At 72.7% G+C, this 19,857-nt stretch carries 19 protein-coding genes; 11 read left to right on the top strand and 8 right to left on the bottom strand.

Translation table 11 applies throughout. The features are described 5' to 3' along the window. Positions 1–4: 4 nt before the first annotated feature. From ACLBWP_RS14760 to hemL, 7 genes are all read left to right on the top strand, one after another. Complete coding sequence (locus ACLBWP_RS14760; RefSeq protein ID WP_243563428.1) at positions 5–241, top strand: DUF3618 domain-containing protein; 237 nt, start codon at positions 5–7, stop codon at positions 239–241. Positions 242–331: 90 nt separating this feature from the next. Further along, positions 332–1,075 (top strand): hydrogen peroxide-dependent heme synthase, encoded by a 744-nt coding sequence (gene hemQ, locus ACLBWP_RS14755; protein WP_447655753.1) that lies wholly within the window; start codon positions 332–334, stop codon positions 1,073–1,075. Continuing rightward, on the top strand, positions 1,072–2,307 hold the full coding sequence (locus ACLBWP_RS14750; RefSeq protein ID WP_447655752.1) for a ferrochelatase: 1,236 nt from the start codon (positions 1,072–1,074) through the stop codon (positions 2,305–2,307). The genes hemQ and ACLBWP_RS14750 overlap by 4 nt, the downstream gene beginning before the upstream one ends. Further along, a complete protein-coding gene (gene hemC, locus ACLBWP_RS14745) occupies positions 2,304–3,281 on the top strand; it encodes a hydroxymethylbilane synthase (RefSeq protein WP_447655751.1) in 978 nt (325 codons plus the stop codon). Before ACLBWP_RS14750 ends, hemC begins: the two co-directional genes overlap by 4 nt. A 168-nt stretch (positions 3,282–3,449) precedes the next feature. Next, entirely contained in the window at positions 3,450–4,094 is a 645-nt protein-coding gene (locus ACLBWP_RS14740) for a uroporphyrinogen-III synthase (protein WP_447655750.1), read from the top strand. Beyond that, on the top strand, positions 4,091–5,146 hold the full coding sequence (hemB, locus tag ACLBWP_RS14735; RefSeq protein WP_447655749.1) for a porphobilinogen synthase: 1,056 nt from the start codon (positions 4,091–4,093) through the stop codon (positions 5,144–5,146). Before ACLBWP_RS14740 ends, hemB begins: the two co-directional genes overlap by 4 nt. Beyond that, positions 5,143–6,486 carry a glutamate-1-semialdehyde 2,1-aminomutase gene (gene hemL, locus ACLBWP_RS14730; protein ID WP_447655748.1) on the top strand — a complete coding sequence of 448 codons (1,344 nt, stop codon included), beginning with the start codon at positions 5,143–5,145 and terminating at the stop codon, positions 6,484–6,486. Before hemB ends, hemL begins: the two co-directional genes overlap by 4 nt. Positions 6,487–6,579: 93 nt before the next feature. Here hemL and ACLBWP_RS14725 read toward each other — a convergent pair whose 3' ends face one another. From ACLBWP_RS14725 to ACLBWP_RS14700, 6 genes are all read right to left on the bottom strand, one after another. After that, positions 6,580–7,800, bottom strand: a complete 1,221-nt coding sequence (locus ACLBWP_RS14725) for a hypothetical protein (RefSeq protein WP_447655747.1) — start codon at positions 7,798–7,800, stop codon at positions 6,580–6,582. A 95-nt stretch (positions 7,801–7,895) separates the two neighbouring features. Then, positions 7,896–8,690, bottom strand: coding sequence for an ABC transporter ATP-binding protein (locus tag ACLBWP_RS14720; RefSeq protein ID WP_447655746.1), 795 nt, complete (start codon positions 8,688–8,690; stop codon positions 7,896–7,898). Continuing rightward, complete coding sequence (locus ACLBWP_RS14715; protein ID WP_447655745.1) at positions 8,687–10,048, bottom strand: hypothetical protein; 1,362 nt, start codon at positions 10,046–10,048, stop codon at positions 8,687–8,689. The genes ACLBWP_RS14720 and ACLBWP_RS14715 overlap by 4 nt, the downstream gene beginning before the upstream one ends. 2 nt (positions 10,049–10,050) lie before the next feature. Beyond that, the gene (locus ACLBWP_RS14710; RefSeq protein ID WP_243563436.1) at positions 10,051–10,719 is read right to left on the bottom strand and encodes a GntR family transcriptional regulator; all 669 of its coding nucleotides are present in this window, start codon (positions 10,717–10,719) and stop codon (positions 10,051–10,053) included. A gap of 87 nt (positions 10,720–10,806) precedes the next feature. Beyond that, positions 10,807–11,784, bottom strand: a complete 978-nt coding sequence (locus ACLBWP_RS14705) for an acrylyl-CoA reductase family protein (protein ID WP_447655744.1) — start codon at positions 11,782–11,784, stop codon at positions 10,807–10,809. 65 nt (positions 11,785–11,849) lie between these two features. Continuing rightward, the gene (locus ACLBWP_RS14700) at positions 11,850–12,878 is read right to left on the bottom strand and encodes a 6-phosphofructokinase (protein ID WP_243563438.1); all 1,029 of its coding nucleotides are present in this window, start codon (positions 12,876–12,878) and stop codon (positions 11,850–11,852) included. A gap of 73 nt (positions 12,879–12,951) precedes the next feature. Between ACLBWP_RS14700 and ACLBWP_RS14695 the strand changes: the two genes are divergently transcribed. From ACLBWP_RS14695 to ACLBWP_RS14685, 3 genes are all read left to right on the top strand, one after another. Then, positions 12,952–13,902, top strand: a complete 951-nt coding sequence (locus tag ACLBWP_RS14695; protein ID WP_447655743.1) for a DNA-3-methyladenine glycosylase family protein — start codon at positions 12,952–12,954, stop codon at positions 13,900–13,902. 116 nt (positions 13,903–14,018) lie between these two features. Then, positions 14,019–14,762, top strand: a complete 744-nt coding sequence (locus ACLBWP_RS14690; RefSeq protein ID WP_243563440.1) for a M23 family metallopeptidase — start codon at positions 14,019–14,021, stop codon at positions 14,760–14,762. A gap of 34 nt (positions 14,763–14,796) precedes the next feature. Next, positions 14,797–14,976, top strand: a complete 180-nt coding sequence (locus ACLBWP_RS14685; protein WP_243563441.1) for a hypothetical protein — start codon at positions 14,797–14,799, stop codon at positions 14,974–14,976. A 122-nt stretch (positions 14,977–15,098) separates the two neighbouring features. Here ACLBWP_RS14685 and ACLBWP_RS14680 read toward each other — a convergent pair whose 3' ends face one another. Next, positions 15,099–15,563 (bottom strand): MarR family winged helix-turn-helix transcriptional regulator, encoded by a 465-nt coding sequence (locus tag ACLBWP_RS14680; protein WP_243563442.1) that lies wholly within the window; start codon positions 15,561–15,563, stop codon positions 15,099–15,101. 115 nt (positions 15,564–15,678) lie between these two features. Here ACLBWP_RS14680 and ACLBWP_RS14675 point away from each other — a divergent pair, with 115 nt between their 5' ends. After that, the gene (locus ACLBWP_RS14675; protein ID WP_447655742.1) at positions 15,679–19,236 is read left to right on the top strand and encodes a proline dehydrogenase family protein; all 3,558 of its coding nucleotides are present in this window, start codon (positions 15,679–15,681) and stop codon (positions 19,234–19,236) included. On the opposite strand, the gene ACLBWP_RS14670 is transcribed toward ACLBWP_RS14675, so the two are convergent. Then, positions 19,217–19,852: a nucleotidyltransferase domain-containing protein gene (locus ACLBWP_RS14670; protein WP_447655741.1), complete on the bottom strand. Its 636-nt coding sequence runs from the start codon at positions 19,850–19,852 to the stop codon at positions 19,217–19,219. The genes ACLBWP_RS14675 and ACLBWP_RS14670 overlap by 20 nt on opposite strands. Positions 19,853–19,857 lie beyond the last annotated feature (5 nt).

Here is a 19,857-nt window from a genome sequence, read left to right as displayed (position 1 = left end):
ACCAGTGACCGACCAGCACCCGCACGACAAGCTCGCCGCCGACGTCGCGTCGACGCGCGCGCAGCTCTTCGACACGCTCGACGCGATCGAGGACAAGCTCAACGTCCCGAAGCAGCTCGGCATCGCCGCCGCGAAGGTGAAGCGTGGTGTGAGCGAGAAGCGTCCCCCGTACCTGGTCGGGCTCGCAGCGGGCGCGGTGGTCGTCGGGGGTATCGTCGTGACGGTGCTCCGACGGCGGTAGATCCGAAGGGGTCGGCCGCGGTCACAGGGGTGCTCGCCGGTGTCGGGGACCGGCGGACCACGTTCTGCAACTGATGGGACCACGGACCAGATGAGCTCCACCGAGCCGACGACACCAGCACACGAGACCGCACCGCACGAGACCGCACCGGACTCGGGCATCGACCCCAACCTGATGACGGCGTACGCGCTGTGGGCCGTGTTCCGCCGGCCGACCGGTCACGTCGACACCGTCGGCGCCGACGGGGTGTCCGAGCTGGACGCCGTAGTGGCCGCCGGTGCCGAGCGAGGCGTCACGATCCGCGGTTTCTACGACGTCTCCGGCTTCCGCGCCGATGCGGACGTCATGATCTGGCTGCACGGCGACGACGCCCAGGCGATCCAGGCGGTGCTGCGTCAGGTCCGCCGCACCGCGGTGTTCCAGGACGCCGAGCCGGTGTGGCACGCGATGGCCATGCACCGCGAGGCCGAGTTCAACAAGCGGCACACGCCGGCGTTCCTGCGCGGCAAGGACCCCGAGGCCTGGATCACGGTCTACCCGTTCGTCCGGTCCTACGAGTGGTACCTGCTGCCCGAGGACGAGCGCTCGAAGATGCTCCGCGACCACGGTGTCGCCGGTGCCAAGTACCGTCGGGTCCTGACGAACACCATCGCGTCCTTCGCCCTCGGCGACTACGAGTGGATCCTGCCGCTCGAGAGCCCCGACCTGGTGGACCTCGTCGACCTGATGCGTGACCTCCGCTACACCGAGGCCCGCATGCACGTCCGCGAAGAAGTGCCCTTCTACACCGGTCGTCGCGTGACGACCGCCGAACTCCCGGAGATCCTGTCGTGACCGACACCAGCCTGATCACCAACGGACAGCCCGTCCTGGCAGCTACCCCCGCGGCGGCGTCCGGCCCCGAGCACGTCGAGACCCCGACCGCGTACGACGCGATCCTGCTGGCCGGCTTCGGCGGCCCCGAGGGTCAGGACGACGTCATCCCGTTCCTGCGCAACGTCACCCGTGGCCGCGGGATCCCGGACGAGCGACTCGAAGAAGTCGCGCACCACTACCGGCACTTCGGCGGGGTCAGCCCGATCAACGCGCAGAACCGCGCGCTCAAGGCCGCACTCGAGGCCGAACTGGCCGCGCGCGGCATCGACCTGCCGGTGCTGTGGGGCAACCGCAACTGGGCTCCCTACCTGGAAGACGCCTTCACCGAGGCCGGGCAGAAGGGCTACACCAAGCTCATCGCCATCGCCACCAGCGCCTACTCGTCGTTCTCGAGCTGCCGCCAGTACCGCGAGGACTACGCCCGCGTGCTCGACGCCACCGGGCTGATCGACACCATCCAGATCGACAAGATCCGGCAGTTCTTCGACCACCCCGGCTTCGTCCGGCCCTTCGTCGACGGCGTGCGTGACGGCATGGCCCGCGCGATTGCCGAGAACGACGGGCTCGACGTCGCGACCGAGCTGCGCATCCTGTTCTCCACGCACTCCATCCCCTCGTCCGACGCTGCCAAGTCCGGCCCGGACTTCCGCGGGTTCGGCGACGGTGGTGCCTATGCAGCCCAACACCAGGCGGTGGCGCAGGTGGTGCTGGACCAGGCCTGGTCCGAGCTCGTCGAGCAGCCCGAGCACGCACACCTGCAGGGCACGACCAAGCCCGCGTGGAAGCTCGTCTACCAGTCGCGGTCGGGCCCCCCGACGCAGCCGTGGCTCGAGCCCGACATCAACGACCACCTCAACGACGACGTCAAGGGCGGCCCGACCCGCGCCGTGCTCATCGTGCCGCTCGGCTTCGTGAGCGACCACATGGAGGTCATGTGGGACCTCGACGAAGAAGCCACCGAGACCGCTGGTGAACTCGGGCTGTGGTCGCTGCGCACCCAGACGCCCGGTGTCGACCCGGCGTACGTCTCCGGGCTCGTGGACCTGGTGCTCGAGCGGGTCAACGGTCTGTCCAAGGCCGAGCGTCCGCACCTCACCGACATCGGGCCCTGGTACGACGTCTGCCGTCCGGGGTGCTGCGAGAACGAGCGCGCCGGGTTCAAGCCGGCCGCCGCCGGCGTCGCCCCGTGACCGCGGCCGCCGACCCGAGCGACCCCGTCCGTCCCATCCGCCTCGGCACCCGTGCCAGTCGCCTGGCGGTCGCCCAGTCCCAGGACGTGGCCGACCGCCTGGCCAAGGCAGCCGGTCGCCCCGTCGAGCTCGTCACGGTGACCAGCGAGGGCGACACCAACCGCGCCAGTCTCGCCAGCCTGGGCGGGACGGGCGTGTTCGCCTCCGCCCTGCGTGAAGCACTGGTCGCGGGCGAGGTCGACGTCCTGGTGCACTCGCTCAAGGACCTGCCGACGGCGCCCTACCCGGGGCTGACCATCGCGGCAGTCCCCAAGCGCGCCGATGCCCGCGACGTCCTGGTCGCCCGGAACGCCGCGACGATCGACACGCTGCCCGAGCACGCCAAGGTCGGCACGGGGTCGCCCCGTCGTGCCGCGCAGCTCAAGGCGAAGCGTCCCGACCTCGACGTGGTGGACATCCGCGGCAACATCGACACCCGGCTGGCTCGGGTGCTCGACGACCTGGACGCCGTGGTGCTCGCCGCCGCCGGGCTGAGCCGCATCGACCGCCTGTCCGAAGCGACCGAGCTGCTCGACCTGGGCTTCTGGCCGAGTGCCCCGGGGCAGGGTGCGCTCGCGATCGAGACCCGTGCGGACGAGTCCGACCGGAACCTGGTGGCGGCGCTCCGCAAGATCGAGCACGCGCCCACGCGGCTGACCGTGTCGGCCGAGCGGCAGGTGCTCGCGAAGCTCGAAGCCGGGTGCTCGGCCCCGATCGGCGCGACGGCCATCGTCGACGCCGAGATGCTGCTGGTCTCGGCGACGGTGTACCGTCCCGACGGCTCCGAGTACCGGACGGCGTCGCACGCCGCGGTGCTCGACGGCTCGCCGGCAGACCGTCTGGCCGAGGCGCTCGAGGTCGGCACCCGTGTCGCCGCCGAACTGCTCGAGAACGGCGCCGGTGACCTCGCCGAACTCGCCGACTCCACGAAGTAGGTCGACACGGACACGCACCCGCCCGTCGTCGTCATCCCGCGGGATGGCGACTGGGGCGAGCGCGTCGCCGGGGCCGCCCGTGCGCGGGGCCTCGACCCCCGGATCGTCCCGCTCATCCGGACCGAGCCGCCGCTGGACGACGGGCCGCTCGAGCGCGCACTCGGCCGGTTGTGCGCGGGCGGACCAGCCGACCCGGACGGCGGAGCAGATCACGGTCAGGACGGAACCATCCCGACTGGGTACTCCTGGCTGGTGGTGACCAGCGCGACGGCCGTGACGGTCCTGGCCGGACGCGCCCCGAGCCTCCCGTCCGACCTGCGGGTGGCGGCGGTCGGCGACGCGACTGCGCGAGCCGCACGTGCTGTCGGCTGGCGGGTCGACCTGGTACCGGACGACACGTCGGCGGCCGGACTGGTGCAGGCGCTGCCGGACACCGACGGCGCCGTCCTGTTCCCCCGCTCCGAGATCGCCGCGACCACGCTCGTCGACGGGTTGCGCGCGCGCGGCATCGAGGTCGACGACCCGGTCGCGTACCGTACCGTGGGGACCGGCGACGGACCCGTCGTCCTCGACGCCGTGCCCCGCGCGGTGCTCGTGACGAGCGGCAGCGTCGCCCGCGAGGTCGCCCGCCGGATGAGCCCGCTCGACCCGGGCACGATCGTGGCCTGCATCGGTCCGGGCACCGCGGCCGATGCCCGTGCCGCCGGGCTGCCCGTCCACGTGACCGCGGACTCGCGGTCCGCCGAAGCCCTGCTCGACGCCGTCGTCGAGGCCCTCGACCCATCCACTCCCGATCAGGAAGGCCCCCCGTGACTGGACGCTTCCCCCAGGTCCGCCCGCGTCGACTGCGTGCGACCCCCGCCATGCGACGCCTGGTGGCCGAGACCCGGCTGCACCCCGCCGAGCTCGTGCTGCCGATGTTCATCCGCGAAGGGGCGACCGAGGCGATCGACATCTCGAGCATGCCGGGCGTGCAGCAGCACTCGCTCGACTCGTTCCGCCGGGCGCTGGTGCAGGCGGCCGAGCAGGGGATCGGCGGTGTGAACCTGTTCGGCGTGCCCGAGCACAAGGACGCGACCGGCTCGGGGGCGACCGACCCGGACGGCATCCTGAACGTCGCGATCCGCGTCGCCCAGGCCGAGGTCGGCGACGCGCTCGTCGTGCAGTCCGACCTGTGCCTCGACGAGTTCACCGACCACGGGCACTGCGGGGTGCTGGCGGCCGACGGCTCCGTCGACAACGACGCGACGCTGCTGCGGTACCGGGACATGGCCGTCGCCCAGGCCCGGGCGGGTGCCGAGCTCGTCTGCCTGAGCGGCATGATGGACGGCCAGATCGCGGCCGCACGCGACGCGCTCGACACGGCCGGGCACAGCGGCACCGCGCTGCTGGCGTACGCGGCGAAGTACGCGTCGGCGTTCTACGGCCCCTTCCGCGAAGCCGTGTCGTCCTCGCTCGTGGGGGACCGGCGGACCTACCAGATCGACGCCGCGAACGGTCGGCAGGGGCTGCGCGAGGTCGCACTCGACGTCGACGAGGGTGCCGACATCGTCATGGTGAAGCCGGCGATGAGCTACCTCGACGTGCTGGCGGAGACCGCTGCCACCTCGCCGGTGCCGGTCTGGGCCTACCAGATCTCGGGCGAGTACGCGATGATCACCGCGGCAGCGCAGAACGGGTGGATCGACCGCGACGCCGCCGCGATGGAGTCGCTCGTCGGCATCAAGCGCGCCGGAGCCGACGCGATCCTGACGTACTTCGCCGTGAACATCGCACGCAGACTGAACCAGGAAGCCGGCCTGCGCACCGCCGGCACCACCGCTGCCGTCGCCGGCATCGCCTCGACCGGGAAGGCCCCCGAATGACCACGACAGCGACCACCAACGACCAGCTGTTCGGGCGCGCGAAGAACAGCATCCCCGGGGGCGTGAACTCACCGGTGCGCGCGTACGGCTCGGTCGGCGGGACCCCGCGCTTCCTGGTGTCGGCGAAGGGCCCCTACGTCACCGATGCCGAAGGGCGCGAGTACGTCGACCTGGTCGCGTCGTGGGGGCCCGCGATCCTCGGGCACGCGCATCCGGAGACGGTCCAGGCGGTCCAGCAGGCCGCAGCGCGGGGACTGTCCTTCGGGGCATCGACCCCCGGCGAGACCGAGCTCGCCGAACTCGTCAAGCAGCGGGTGTCCGTCGACGGTGACGGGCCGATCGAGAAGATCCGCATGGTGTCCACCGGCACCGAGGCCACGATGACCGCGATCCGCCTGGCGCGCGGGTACACCGGCCGCGACCTGCTCGTGAAGTTCGCCGGCCACTACCACGGCCACTCCGACTCGCTGTTGGCCGAGGCCGGCTCGGGGGTCGCGACCCTGGCGATGCCGGGCAGTGCGGGCATCACCGCCGAGACCGCCGCGCAGACCCTGGTGCTGCCGTACAACGACCTCGACGCCGTGCGCGCGGCGTTCGACACCCACTCCGAGCGCATCGCTGCCGTCATCGTCGAGGCCGCCGCCGCGAACATGGGCGTGCTGGCACCGGACCGCGGGTTCAACCGCGCGCTGGCGCAGATCACGCAGTCGCACGGCGCGCTGCTCATCGTCGACGAGGTCCTGACCGGGTTCCGGGTCGGGTCCGCCGGCTGGTGGGGGCTCGAGGCCTCGCGCACGGTGCCCGACGGGGCCGGGTGGAAGCCCGACCTGATCACGTTCGGCAAGGTCATCGGCGGGGGCATGCCGCTCGCCGCGCTCGGCGGCAAGCGCGAGGTGATGGACTTCCTGGCACCCCTCGGTCCCGTCTACCAGGCGGGCACGCTCTCGGGCAACCCGCTGGCGGTCGCCGCGGGCATCGCGACGCTCCGGGCAGCGACCCCGGCGGTCTACGAGTCGCTGAACCGCACGGCGTCGGTGATCTCGACCGCGACCAGCGAGGCGCTGAGCGCAGCGGGCGTGGCCCACACCGTGCAGCGTGCCGGCAACCTGTTCTCGTTCGCCTTCACCGAGACGGCGCCGCGCAACTACGACGACGTCCGCGCGCAGGACACCTGGCGGTACCCGCCGTTCTTCCACGCGATGCTCGACGCCGGCGTGACCCTGCCGCCGAGCGTGTTCGAGGCGTGGTTCGTCACGGCTGCCCACGACGAGCGTGCCGTCGACCGGGTGCTGCAGGCGCTGCCGGCAGCGGCGCGCGCCGCTGCGAGCGCGCGGCCCTAGCCGCAGTCCAGATCGGACGGGAGGCCCGTGGCGACGCCGCCACGGGCCTCCCGTCCGATGCGGGTCCGGGTCCAGCGGCCGGGCCGACGTCGCTCAGAGCGGCCAGGTCAGCCAGAGGAACACGATCGCGACGGGCTGCAGCGCGACGAAGACGCCGCACGTGACGACGAACCGCCTGCGGGTGCCGGTGAACGTCGACGACCCGAGCGCCGGCGCCGCGGGCAGCAGCAGCCGGAACAGGCTCTGCTGCGGCAGGAACACCGCGACCACGTACAGCCCGTACGACAGCACCGCGGCCCGCAGGGGGAGTGCGGCGCCCCGTGAGCGTCGGACCGCCACGACGGTGACGGTGCCGAGTGCGACCGCGACCACGGCGACACCGAGCACTCCACCGAGCGACCAGCCGAGCAGGAACGACGGGGTAAGCGGGACGAACTCGACCACCCCGATGATGTCCCGCCACCAGGCGAGCTCGGTCAGGACGTACGCGTCCGAGGTCCCGGTGACCGCCGACACCACGACGGGCCAGGCCAGGCCGGCAGCGGCGGTGACCAGGCCCGCGCCGACCAGGGCCACCCATCGTGTCCACGGCATCCGGCGGCGACGCAGGACGGCGTCGACGAAGACCACGCCGAGCGCGGCGGGGATGAAGAGCGCACCGGGGCGCACCGCCGCAGCCGCGACCGCGAGGGGCACCAGAGTGAGCCACCGTCGGCGCACCAGCAGGGCGAGGGCGGTGAACGACAGTGCCAGGAACAGCGTCTCGGCGTAGGTGACGTGGAAGACGATCGCCAGGGGGTTGCACGCGAAGAGCACCGCGGCACGGACGGCCCGGTCGACGCCGAACTGGTGCACGACCACGGCGTAGAGCGCGACCACCGCGGCGGCACCGGCGACGATGCTGACCAGCGCGCCGGCGGCGGGGAAGTCGGACCCTGTCCAGTCCATCACCCAGCGTGTGACGGCCGGGTAACCGGGCAGGAACGCCCACTCGTTCTGCTGGACCAGCCCGTCAGTGGTGCGTGGCAGCGTGCTCGGGTACCCCGTCGTCGCGATCACCTGGTACGCGTGGCCGTCCCACCACTGCAGGAAGCCCCCGAACGAACGGCTGGCGTCGTAGTTGGTCCAGGGCCACCACCCGGTCCGCGCGAGCACGTGTCCCACCGCCAGCAGGCTCACGGTCACCAGCCGCGCGAGAGCGTACCCGGCGAGCACGACCGCGACGGCACGGGTGTGGACCGAGATCGACCGGGTGGGTGCCGGGAGCGCTGCGGGCCGGTGCGCGGTGGTGGACTGGGTGTCGGCGATCGTCACGCATGCAGAATACGAGACGTCGCATTCCAGGCACGTGGCACCTGGGTACCGCTCGCGTCACGCTCCCGTGCCGACCCGACGCGCGACGGTCGGCATCACACGGCGTGCCCTGCCCGACGGGCGTGCCAGCGACCCTCGGCGCGGACGACCGCCAGCGGGAAGTCGAAGGCGTGCGACACCGCGGACGACGTGATCACCTGGTCGGCTGTTCCCCGGGCAACCACCGCGCCGTCCCGCAGCAGCATCGCGTGCGACGTCGAGGTGGGCAGGTCCTCGAGGTGGTGCGTCACCATCACGCTGCCCAGGTCGGGGTGCCGGTGCCGCAGGGCGTCCACGGTGTCGAGCAGGTGCTCGCGGGCCGCGACGTCGAGCCCGGTCGCCGGCTCGTCGAGCAGCAGCAGGCGGGGGTCGGCCATCAGCGCCCGGGCGATCAGGGCCCGGCCGCGCTCACCCTGCGACAGCACCGGCCACCGGGCATCCCGACGCGCGGTGAGCCCGACGTCGGCGATGTGCTGCTCGGCCCGGGCCAGGTCGTCGGCGCTCGGCTCCCACCGTGGCATCAGGTCGGTCGTCCCGGTCCGGCCGGTCAGCACGGTCTCGTGCACGGTCAGCGGGGACAGCATCCGGTGTCGCGGGTCGACGTGGCCGATGTGTTCGCGGAGCGATCGCACGTCGACGCGGCCGAGCCGGTGTCCGAGCAGCTCGACGGTGCCGGCCGACGGGTGCCCGGTCGCGCCGAGCACGGCGAGCAGGGTCGACTTGCCCGCGCCGTTCGGTCCCAGCAGCGCCCAGTGCTCGCCGGCGCGGACCGTCAGGTCGACGTCGTGCAGCAGGTCGCGACCCGAGCGGGTGACGCGGACGCCGGTGGCATGGACGAGGACGTCGGTCATCGCTCCATCGTGCCGTACCGCGCGCGGACCTCGGCGACGTGCACGTCGATGTGCCGGCCGTACGCGTGCATGGCCTCGGTCGCGAGCCCGGGGTCGCGTGCCCGGACGGCGTCCGCCGCCATCGCGAGGAAGTCGTCGAGCTCCCACTGCCGGAAGGGCGTCTGGCGCTCCATGATGTACGCGGTCCGGTCCATCGCGATCCGGCCCGAGTCGCGCAGGAACGAGTTCCGCAGGCCGTCGATGCACGAGCGCGCGAACGACAGCAGCGCGACGACGTACCCGTAGTCCCGGGCGCGACCGAGCTGCCCGATCCGCCGCAGCGACGCCAGGACCACCTCGGCGTCCGCGTCGGACAGGTCGGTGACGCGCTGCCGGAACGCGGCCTCGAACATGCCCGTCGCCAGCTGCACCGAGTCCGACCAGTCGCGCAGGTCCGGCGTGTGCACGACGACGGCGTCATCGGTGCCCGGGACGGCACGGACCAGGCGCGTCAGCTCGAGTCGCCGGAGCATCGGGACGAGCCGGGCGACGGGCACGCGGAACTGCCGGGCGAGGCGCGCCGTCGTGACGACCTCGCCGGGCGCCCACGTGCCGTCGCGGACTGCGCCGAGCAGGTCGAACCAGGCGGGGTCCGGTTCGTCGTCGACCAGGACCGTCGCGTCCGTCGCTGGTGCGGGCGCTCGGAGCGCATCGGGATCGTCCATCCCCCTGGCGACCGCGACGTCCCGCAGGTGCTCGGGCCAGATCCGCGCCAGGACGTGGACGGCCTGCTGGGCGCTGACGGGGTCGCCGAGCTGCACCGCCTGTGCCGAGGCGGCGAGCCAGCGGTCGATCCCGGCCACGCGCCACCGGGGCGACGGCTCGAGACCGTACCGGTACTGCTCCAACACGCGGTGCAGCAGCCGTCCGACGAAGTGGTTCGGGGTCTCGTCCGCCCAGAACGCCACGGTCGCGAGCATCGACGTGTCCAGGGCGTCCGAGCGCAGCCGGGCGTCGCGTCCGGCTGCGGCGACGAGTTCGCCGTGGCGCGCGACCTGCTCGTCGGTCATCTCCGGGACGGTGGCCCGGACGGCGATCTCGAGCAGGTCGAGGACCGCCCAGCTGCCCTCGGCCCACCGCTCGGGTGCGAGGGACTCGATGCGCACGGTCGTCGCACCCGTCCGCCGTGCCAGGCCGAGGTAGGTCAGTCGGTAGAGGGCACCGCGCAGCTCGGTGGGACCGGCGCCGAATCGGTGGCCGAGCTCGAGTTCGTCGTGGTCCTGCTCGCGCGCCAGGGTGCCGTCACGGATCGCGGCGAGCATCCGGCGGTACGCCTGCTCGTACGGCTGGGGCTCCGCGTCCTCGCCGACGGGCAGCATGGTCAGGCGCGCGCGGCGCGGACCGACTCGATGTGCTGCTCGAAGTTGCGGGTCAGGGCGCGACCAGCCTCGGCGGCGGTCTCGCCGTCGCGCTCCGGCAGGGCCTCGCGGAGGATCGAGAAGAACGCCTCGGAGCCGTACTGCTCGAACGCCGGGGTCGGGTTGAGCGTGAAGCGCACCCGTTCGAGGGCACCCTGCGCGGCGGTCTGCACGAGCGGGTTGCCCGAGTGCGCGATCGCGAACTCGACGATGTCGGTGACAGCGCCGCTGAAGCCGTTGTCGCGGACCTTGCGCAGGCCGTCGGCGCGGTCGAGCAGCTGCTCCATCCGGTCCGCCGTCGCGTCGTCGTACTCCGGCACGCCCCACCGCAGGCTGAGTTCGAAGAACCCGACCATCGCGCGGGTCGCGGTCACCCAGTCGTCCAGGGTGGGCGTCGCCACGCGGGTGTAGCGGTTCGCCTCCATCTCGACCAGGCCGATGTCGACGAGCTTCGCGATGGCCTCGCGGATCGGGGTCCGACTGACGCCCAGCCACTGCACCAGTTCGTCGTCGTTCAGGCGCTCGCCGTGCTGCAGGGTGCCGTCGCGCAGGGCGGCGAGCATCTTCTCGTACACGACGTCACGCAGGAGCTTGCGCGGTGAGGTCTCGATCGAGGACTTGGGTACCGGCATCACGAACTCCACTCAGCAACGGGTGTCTGACATGCCGATCCTAACGTGTTGATGTGCAAACGCTTGCTATGTCCAGCGGGACGTCGGTCACCGGCGGACGTCGACGATCGTGCGGCCGTGCACCCGACCAGCGACGACCTCGGGGCCGACGTCGATCGCCTCGGACAGGCTCACCGTCCGGGTCACCCCGGCCAGCAGCACCGGATCGAGTTCGGCGGCGAGCACCTCCCACGCGTGACGGCGCAGCGCCGCGGGTGCGTCGACTGAGTTGATGCCGAGCAGGGACACCCCGCGCAGGATGAACGGCAGCACGGTGGTGTGCAGTTCGGCGTCCTGCGCCAGGCCGCACGCCGTCACCGCGCCGCCCCACCGCGTCGACGCGAGCAGGTTCGCGAGCGTTGCACCGCCGACGCTGTCCACCGCGCCGGCCCAGGTCGCCCGCTGCATCGGCCGACCCCGTTCGCCGAGTGCCGCGCGATCGACGACGTCGGTCGCGCCGAGCGCCCGGAGCGCATCCGCGTTCCCCGTGCGACCCGTCGACGCGGTCACCCGGTACCCCCGGCCCGCCAGCAGCGGGATCGCGACCGAGCCGACTCCGCCAGAGGCCCCGGTCACCAGGACGGGACCGTCCGCCGGGTCCACGAACCGGGCGAGCGCGATGACACTGAGCGCCGCGGTGAACCCGGCGGTGCCGACGGCCGCGGCGAAGTCCTCGGCGACCTCGTCGGGCAGGACGACGAGCGACGCCGACGGCACCAGGGCGTGTACGGCCCAGCCGCCGTGCCGGTTCTCGCCCGCACCGGCGCCGTTCAGCACCACCCGGTCGCCGATCCGCACGTCGTGGACCCCCGGGCCGAGCGCGGCGACCGTGCCGACGACGTCGATGCCCGGCACGAGCGGGTCGATGCGCGCGACACCGGGGTCCCGCGCCAGGGCGAGCCCGTCCTTGTAGTTGACGCTCGAGAACGCGACATCGACCAGGGCCTCGCCCTCTCCCGGGTCGGGGACGTCGACGTCGGTGACGACGGGGGCGGTGGAACTGGAGACGAGGACGGCGCGGGTCACGCGCCGAACGCTACCCCGGGCCTCCAGGCCGCGACCGGACGCACCGGCGGGGCGGGCGCGACCGGTCAGCCGAACAGGATCGCGGCCTCGTCGTACCGCGACTGCGGCACCGTCTTGAGCTCACCCAGCGCGTCCTCGAACGACACGTGCACGATCTCGGTGCCGCGCAGCGCGACCATGCGGCCCCAGCGTTCCTCGACCACGGAGTCGACCGCGGCCAGCCCGAGCCGGGTGGAGAGCACCCGGTCGAACGCCGTGGGCGTTCCGCCGCGCTGGATGTGCCCGAGGGTGGTGGCGCGCGTCTCGATCCCGGTCATCTCCTCGATCAGCGGCGCCAGGCGCTCGCCGATGCCGCCCAGGCGCGGGCGCCCGAAGGCGTCGAGTCCGCGCTCGGTGTGCGCGTTGTCCTCGTGGTCGGGGACGAAGCCCTCGGCCACGACGACGAGCGGGGCGCGTCCGCGGTCGTAGGCGGACTGCACCCACGCGGCGATCTGCGCCATGCTCGTCTTCTGCTCGGGGATGAGGATCGCGTGCGCCCCCGCGGCCATGCCGCTCTGCAGGGCGATCCACCCGACGTGCCGGCCCATCACCTCGGCGACCATGCAGCGCGAGTGCGACTCACCGGTCGTGCGCAGGCGGTCCATCGCCTCGGTCGCGATCTCGACGGCGGTGTCGAACCCGAACGTGTAGTCGGTCGCGCCGAGGTCGTTGTCGACGGTCTTCGGGACGCCGACGATCTTCAGCCCGGCGTCGGTCAGGCGCTTCGCGGCGGCCAGGGTGCCCTCGCCGCCGATCGCGATGATGGCGTCGATGCCGTGGCGCTCGAGCACCCGCTGGATGTTCTCGACGCCGCCCTTCTCGCCCTCGAAGGGGTTGGTGCGGCTGGTACCGAGGATCGTGCCGCCCTGCTTCGCGATGCCCTGGATGTCCTTGCGGCCGAGCGGGACGATGTCGCCCTCGACCACGCCACGCCAGCCGTCACGGAACCCGACGAACTCGTAGCCGTGGATCGCGATGCCCTTCAGGACCGCAGCCCGGATCACCGCGTTGAGCCCGGGGCAGTCGCCGCCGGACGTGAGGATGCCGATACGCATGGGTAACTCCGTTGTCGGGTGGGTGGGACAGGTCCCATCTTGGCCGACGGTGGTTTCGCTTACCATCCCTGTCATGCCCCAGGTCCGTCTCGCCCCGCGTCCGTCGGGGGACACCCGGCTCGACACGGTGTACCGACCTGGAGGCCCGGTGGACGTGGCCGCGACGTTGCGGCCCCTGCAGCGCGGCTCCGGCGACCCGGCTTTCCGCGTGGTCGGGCCCGACGTGTGGCTCGCGCTGCGGACACCCGACGGGCCGGCCTCGGTCGCGATCCGGCAGGCCGGCGACACGATCGCGATCTCGGCGTGGGGCAACGGCGCGGCTTGGGCGGTGCAGCACGGACCCGACCTGGTGGGCCGCGGCGACGACTGGTCCGACCTCGACGTGTCGGGGAACGCCTTCCTGGCCGACGCCCGGCACCGGCAACCCGGGCTGCGGTTGTGCCGCACGAACACCGTCGTCGCGATGCTCGTGCCGGCCGTCCTGGAGCAGAAAGTCACATCACGCCAGGCCTGGGGCGCGTGGCGGTACCTGCTTCGGCGGTACGGCACACCCGCGCCCGGTCCGGCCCCGGCCGGCATGATCGTGCCGCCCGCCGCCGACGAGTGGGCGCGGATCCCGAGCTGGGAATGGCACCGCGCGGGCATCGAACCCGGGCGTTCCGCGACGGTGATGCGGGCGGTGAAGGTCGCGCCCGCGCTCGAACGGACGCTGACGCTCGGCCGCGGCGGGTCGGTCGTCGCCGCACGGCTGCAGTCGATCCCGGGCATCGGCCGGTGGACCGCTGCCGAGACCACGCAGCGCGCGCACGGCGACCCGGACTCGCCGAGCGTCGGGGACTTCCACGTGCCGGCGCTCGTCGGGTGGGCGCTGACGGGTGGGCCGGTCGACGACGACGGCATGCTCGAGCTGCTCGAGCCGTGGCGCGGACACCGGGAGCGCGTCGTGCGGCTGATCAGCGGGAGCGGCTTCCGCAAGCCCGCGTTCGGCCCGCGCATGACGATCCAGGACCACCGTCACCACTGAACAAAAGGCTGCACAAGGGTACAGGAAAGGTCGGCCGAGTTGCCGACTGCAACCTCCTCACCGAAGTCGGTACCGTCGGGATGGGGGCGAAGGGGTCGTCCCCCGAGAGGGGAAACGTGGACACATCACGTCGAGAGGACGGCCCGACCAGGCGCCAGATCCTCGCCTATGCCGGGATTGCGGCGGGTGCAACGGCGCTCGGCGGTCTCGGGTTCGGAGCGACGCCGGCATTCGCCGCGGTCGCCTGGCGGTACCCGTTCCGTGAGCGGCACACGATCTCGTCGGCGTTCGGTCCGCGTCAGTCGCCCGGGGACATCGGGAGTACCAACCACCAGGGGTTGGACTTCGCCGCGGGCACCGGAACGCAGATCTACGCGGTCGCGTCCGGAACGGTCGTCGAGACCAGCACGAACACCGGGTACGGCAACCTGACGCGCATCGATCACGGCGACGGGTACGTGAGCTGGTACGGACACCAGAGTGCCTTCCAGGTGTCCACCGGGGCGAAGGTCTCCGCAGGACAGAAGATCGGCCTCGTCGGGAGCACGGGGGTGTCCACCGGTGCGCACCTGCACCTCGGCATCACGAAGGACGGATCGTTCATCGACCCGGCACCGCTGATCGAGGATGCGCCGCTCGCCAACGACACGTCGTCGCCGCCGCAGCAGCTCGATGACGAGCTGATCATCATCAAGTCGAGCGGGCGCGGGGCGGCTGTGGTGGGCCCCGGTTACTTCAACGCGCTGCCGACCGCCGAGTTCCAGGCGTGCGCCGTGGCGCTGCTCGGCGACCCGCTCATCGGCAACGACCGCGAGTTCGACGTGTGGAAGTCGATCGCCATCGGCGGCACCAAGGCCTGACGGCCGATCCCATCAACGCAGCAAGGAGAACATCATGAAGCTCATCCAGTCCACCAACCGTGGCATCGCCGTCGTCGGAGCAGGGTACTTCCGCGGCCTCAAGAACCAGGAAGAACTGCAGGTCGCGATCAAGGCGTGGGGGCAGCCGGTCACGGGCAACGACCGCGAGTTCGATGTGTGGAAGGCCATCGCCCTGCAGGGCACCACAGCCTGAGAGGCTCGCATCGCACCCGCGTGAGGACATCGCGCCCCGTACTGCCGGGGCGCGATGTCCGCAGCAGGGTGCGAAACGGACGTCCGCGGCGGGACCTGCGCGGCGCGCATGGGCGCGCCGCGTCAGAGGCCCGGGTCGGTGGGGCCGAGCGCGTCCTGCATCCGTGCACTGACGGACCGCAGCGTGTCCGCGTCACCGGCCACGGGCCTCCAGAACAGGTGCTCGAGTGCCGCGGTGTGCGCGCGGATGCCGGCGAGCACCGCGCGGCGGCCGTCCGCGGTCATGACGACCCAGCTGCCTCGGCCGTCCGTGGGGCAGTCCGCGCGCTCGACCAGTCCGCGCGAGACCATGCGTGTGACCTGGTGGCTGACGCGGGACTTCTCCCAGCCGATGCCCGCCGCGACGTCGCGGACCCGCAGCCGGTGGTCGGGCTGTCGGTGCAGACCGATCAGGATCTCGAACTCCGGGATCGAGATGCCGGCACCCTGCTGCACGGCGTGGTCGAGCGCCCGGTCCAACCGGCGCCACACGTCGTGGTACGCGTCCCACGTCGCCCAGTCGTGACGGTCGGCCCCCTGCTTCGGCATCCCCTCAGCGTATCCATGCGGACCGCAGGCGGCGCGACGCTGGCACATCACTGACACTTGGCGAGCACTCGGCGCGCTCCGAGGTGGCGTCGGCGCCCCCGCCTACGATCGGAGCATGCCGACCGCCCGCCTGAAGGACTGCACCGACGACGCCACCGCACTCGTGCGACGGTGGCTCGCGGCATCGGCGGACGTCAAGCCCGACCCCGGTGCAGCCCGTCTGGCCGAGGTGCTGCAGGACGACCAGGGACTCGACTTCACGCTCGGGTTCATCGACCGCGTGATCCGTCCCGACGACCCCCGCGTGGCGGCACGGCACCTCGAGCAGCTCAGCCAGGGCGTGCCGGACGCGCTCGCCTGGTACCTGCGCGGCGCGGTGTCCTTCGGTGGTGGCTTCGCGACGATGGCGCCCTGGGCCGTCATCCCGACCGCGCGCCGCATCCTGCGCCGGATGACCGGCCACCTGGTGGTCGACGCCGCGCCCGCCAAGCTCGGACCGGCGCTCGCCAAGCTCCGCAGCGACGGCACGGACCTCGACATCTCCCTGCTGGGTGGGCCGGTGCTCGGCAGCGCCGACAGCGACCGCCGGCTGCAGGGCGTGCAGGACCTGCTCGCGCGGGACGACGTCGACCGCGTGTCGGTGTCCATCGGATCCGTCGTGCCGCAGCCCGCGCCGTGGGCGTTCGACCAGACCGTGGCGCGCGCCGTCGACCGGCTGGTGCCCCTGTATCGCCTGGCCGCAGCGCGTCCCGAGCCCGCGACGATCACCCTCGACGTCGACGAGCACGGTGACACGGACCTGGCGGTCGCCGTGTTCCGCGCCGTGCTCGAGCGTCCCGAGTTCCACGCACTGCACGCCGGCATCACGCTGCAGGCGTACCTGCCCGACAGTGCCGCAGCACTCGAGACCCTGACGCAGTGGGCGCTCACGCGACGTGCTCGTGGCGGTGCACCGATCACCGTGCGGCTCGTCAAGGGCGCGCACCTGGCGACCGAACACGTCGACGCGATCCTGCATGACTGGCCGATGGCCACCTGGGGCAGCAAGCGCGAGACCGACACGGCGTACCTGCGCATGCTCGACGCCGCACTGACGCCAGAGCGCACCGACGCCGTCCACATCGGGGTCGCGGGACACAACCTGTTCGACCTGGCCACCGCGTGGGTGCTCGCACAGCGCCGGGGTGTCACCGACGCCGTGCACGTCGCGATGCTGCTCGGCATGACGGCCACGCACGCCGACGCCGTCCGCGCCGACGTCGGACGGGTCGTGCTCTCGACCCCCGTCGTGCACCCGGACGACTTCCGGTCCGCGATCGGGTACCTGGCGCGGCGGCTGCAGGAGCACGCCAGCGCCGACGGGTTCATGTCCTCCGCCTTCGCGATCGGCGACGACCCCGCCGCCTTCGACCGCGAGCACGCCCGCTGGACGGCTGCCGTCGACGCGCTCGACGCGCCCGTCCCGCCGACCAACCGCACGCAGGACCGCCGGCTGTCCCCGGGCGACCCCATCCCGCGCGACGCCTTCCGCAACGCGCCCGTCACCGACCCGACGGTCCCGGCCAACCGGCAGTGGGCCGCGGACGTCCTGCGGCGGGTGCCCCGGTCGCAGCTCGGCGCGCAGACCATCCGCGGTTCGCGGGTGCTCGACCGCACCAAGCTCGAGCGGATCGTCCGCAGCACCGCCCAGGCCGGCGTCAACTGGGGTCGGCAGGACCCGGTCGACCGCGCCGAGCTGCTCGAGCTGATCGGGCACGAGCTCGAGGGCCGCCGTGCCGACCTGGTCGAGGTCGCCGTCGCCGAGACCGGCGCGACCCTCACCGAGGCCGATGCCGAGGTCAGCCGTGCGGTCGACTTCGCGCACCACTTCGCGGACCGCGCGCGCCACCTGGTGGACGTCACCGGTGCCGCCTTCGTCCCGCCCCGCCTGACCGTGGTGGTCCCGCAGTGGTCCGAGCCCGTCGCCGGTCCGGCCAGCGGCGTGCTGGCGGCGCTCGCCGCGGGCAGCGGGGTGCTGCTCAAGCCCGCGCCCCAGGCCAAGCGGTCCGCCGCGGTCGTGGCCGACGTGCTCTGGGACGCCGGAGTCCCGCACTCCCTGCTGCAGCTCGTCGACCTCGACGAGGACGTCCTCGGGCGTCAGCTCATCGCGCACGCCGCCGTCGACCGCATCGTGTTCGCCGGTGCTGCCGACACCGCCCGGTCGTTCACGTGGTGGCGTGCCGGGCTGCCCCTGACCGCGGCGACCGGCGGCACGAACGTCGTGGTCGTCACCCCGTCGGCGGACGTCGACCTGGCCGTGCAGGACATCGTGCGGTCGGCCTTCGGTCGGGCAGGGCAGGGAGTCGATGCGGTGTCGCTCGTCGTGCTGGTCGGTTCCCTCGCCGACAGTGAACGCTTCCGTCGCGGACTGGTCGACGCCACCCGCACGATCCGGGTGGCGTGGCCGGACGACCCGACGGCACAGATGGGTCCACTCGTCGCCGAACCGACGGGTGCGGTCCTGCAGGCGCTGACGGAGCTCGGACCGGGGGAGTCCTGGTTGGTGCAGCCGGCGCCGCTCGACGACTCCGGGCGGCTGTGGTCGCCGGGCATCCGCGACGGTGTCCGGCCGGGCAGCGACGCCCACCAGACCGCGCAGCCGGTGCCCGTGCTCGGCATCATGCACGCGGAGACCCTCGGCGACGCGATCGCGATCCAGAACGGCACCGACCACGGGCTGGTGGCGGGCCTGCACTCGCTCGACGCCGACGAGGTCGGTGAGTGGGTCCAGCGGGTCCAGGCAGGCAGCCTCGTCGTCAACCGCCCCACCACCGGCGCGGTCGTCGGTCGGAACCCGCTCGGCGGGTGGAAGCGCTCCGCCGTCGGCACCGGTACCCGGCCGGGTGGCTCGATGTCCGTCGCCACGCTCGGCCGGTGGCAGCCCACGCCCCGCACGGTCCACAAGAGCATCCAGCTGCACGGATTGTCGAACCGCGTGACTGCCGTGGTCGAGGCAGCGCGCAGTGGCCTGTCGTTCGAGGAGTTCGACCAGGTCCGTGCCGGGGCTCTGAGCGACGTGCAGGCCCGGGCGGCCGAGTTCGGGGTCTCACGTGACCCCGCCGGCCTGGTCGTCGAGCGGAACGTGCTGCGGTGGCGTCCCCAGTCGGTGATCGTGCGGCAGGCCGAGGGCGCCTCGAACGGTGACCTGGTCCGGACCCTCGTTGCCGCCACGGCCAGTCGTGCGCACGTGCTGCTGAGCACCGCCCGCCCGCTGCCCGGGCCGCTCACGCAGCTGTTCGCCGCGCGCCGGGCACCGCTCGACGTGGTCGACCACGTCGTCGAGTCGGACGACGACTTCCTGCGCCGGGCGGCGTCGGGCGCGGTGTTCCAGGACGACTGGTCGAACCCCGACGACCAGCCCCAGGACGCCATCGACGTCGTGCTCGCCCAGGGACAGGACCGGCCGCGTCACACCGCGTTCGGCGGACCCGGGGCCCGCATCCGACTGGTCGGCGGTGATCCACTGGCGCTCGAAGAGGCGCTGGGCGCGAGCATCGACGTCGCGATCCACGCGGCACCGGTGGTCGAGGCCGGGTTGATCGAGATGCTGCCCTACCTGCGCGAGCAGTCCGTCTCGATCACGGCGCACCGCTTCGGCGAGGTGGACACCGAGTTCAGCGACTTGCGCGTCTGAACGCGTCGGCGCGCCGCAGCAGCGCACGCAAGCCCGTCTCGTCGGGCACGAACCCCTCCTGTCGTGCGGCTCGCCGCCGTCCGGCCAGCTCCAGCGCGCGCAGCGCCGTCTCCGGCGCCAGCGGTGCGGTGGTCAGCGCGGCCACTTCGGCAGCGTCCGCGTCCCACGGGGTTGGCTGCGGGTGGTGGACGGTCCCCGTGGCGGCGTCGGCGGTGCGCATCGACTCGACCAGGGCCTCCCTTCCGATCCCCAGCACCAGGTGGAGCCCGATGAGCAGGTTCCCCCGACCCAGCCGGACGGCGGCCAGTGCCGCGTCGAACCGGAGGGCATTGTCGGACGGTGGCCGGGGCAGCACCATCTCGGCGCCCTGGACCGACAGGTCCACGAAACGACCGTCCCCGGTGACCAGCCGCAGCTGCGCGCCGGCCTGCTGCCAGGCCCACAGCGGCGCGTCGAGCAGGGCCTCGACGTCGAGCGGAGCGTGGGCGACGACCCGCACGTCCAGGTCGCTCCAGCCGTCCACCGTGCCCGTGGCGACGGACCCGTAGAGCTGCACGGCGTCGAGCGCGGGCCACGCGCGCATCCGGTCGAGCAGGTCGTTCCGCCAGTCGGTCACCCGTT

The sequence above is a fragment of the Microbacterium sp. M1A1_1b genome (assembly GCF_053345565.1).
The sequence above is the reverse complement of the archived record's forward strand: the minus strand, read 5'-3'. Positions and strand labels throughout refer to the sequence as shown.

Excerpts from the sequence above, each read along its gene's own strand:
- hemQ (WP_447655753.1), top strand. The coding sequence starts at position 332 with ATGAGCTCCACCGAGCCGACGACACCAGCACACGAGACCGCACCGCAC.
- hemL (WP_447655748.1), top strand. The coding sequence starts at position 5,143 with ATGACCACGACAGCGACCACCAACGACCAGCTGTTCGGGCGCGCGAAG.
- ACLBWP_RS14720 (WP_447655746.1), bottom strand. The coding sequence starts at position 8,690 with ATGACCGACGTCCTCGTCCATGCCACCGGCGTCCGCGTCACCCGCTCG.
- ACLBWP_RS14715 (WP_447655745.1), bottom strand. The coding sequence starts at position 10,048 with ATGCTGCCCGTCGGCGAGGACGCGGAGCCCCAGCCGTACGAGCAGGCG.
- ACLBWP_RS14710 (WP_243563436.1), bottom strand. The coding sequence starts at position 10,719 with ATGCCGGTACCCAAGTCCTCGATCGAGACCTCACCGCGCAAGCTCCTG.
- ACLBWP_RS14700 (WP_243563438.1), bottom strand. The coding sequence starts at position 12,878 with ATGCGTATCGGCATCCTCACGTCCGGCGGCGACTGCCCCGGGCTCAAC.
- ACLBWP_RS14695 (WP_447655743.1), top strand. The coding sequence starts at position 12,952 with ATGCCCCAGGTCCGTCTCGCCCCGCGTCCGTCGGGGGACACCCGGCTC.
- ACLBWP_RS14685 (WP_243563441.1), top strand. The coding sequence starts at position 14,797 with ATGAAGCTCATCCAGTCCACCAACCGTGGCATCGCCGTCGTCGGAGCA.
- ACLBWP_RS14680 (WP_243563442.1), bottom strand. The coding sequence starts at position 15,563 with ATGCCGAAGCAGGGGGCCGACCGTCACGACTGGGCGACGTGGGACGCG.
- ACLBWP_RS14675 (WP_447655742.1), top strand. The coding sequence starts at position 15,679 with ATGCCGACCGCCCGCCTGAAGGACTGCACCGACGACGCCACCGCACTC.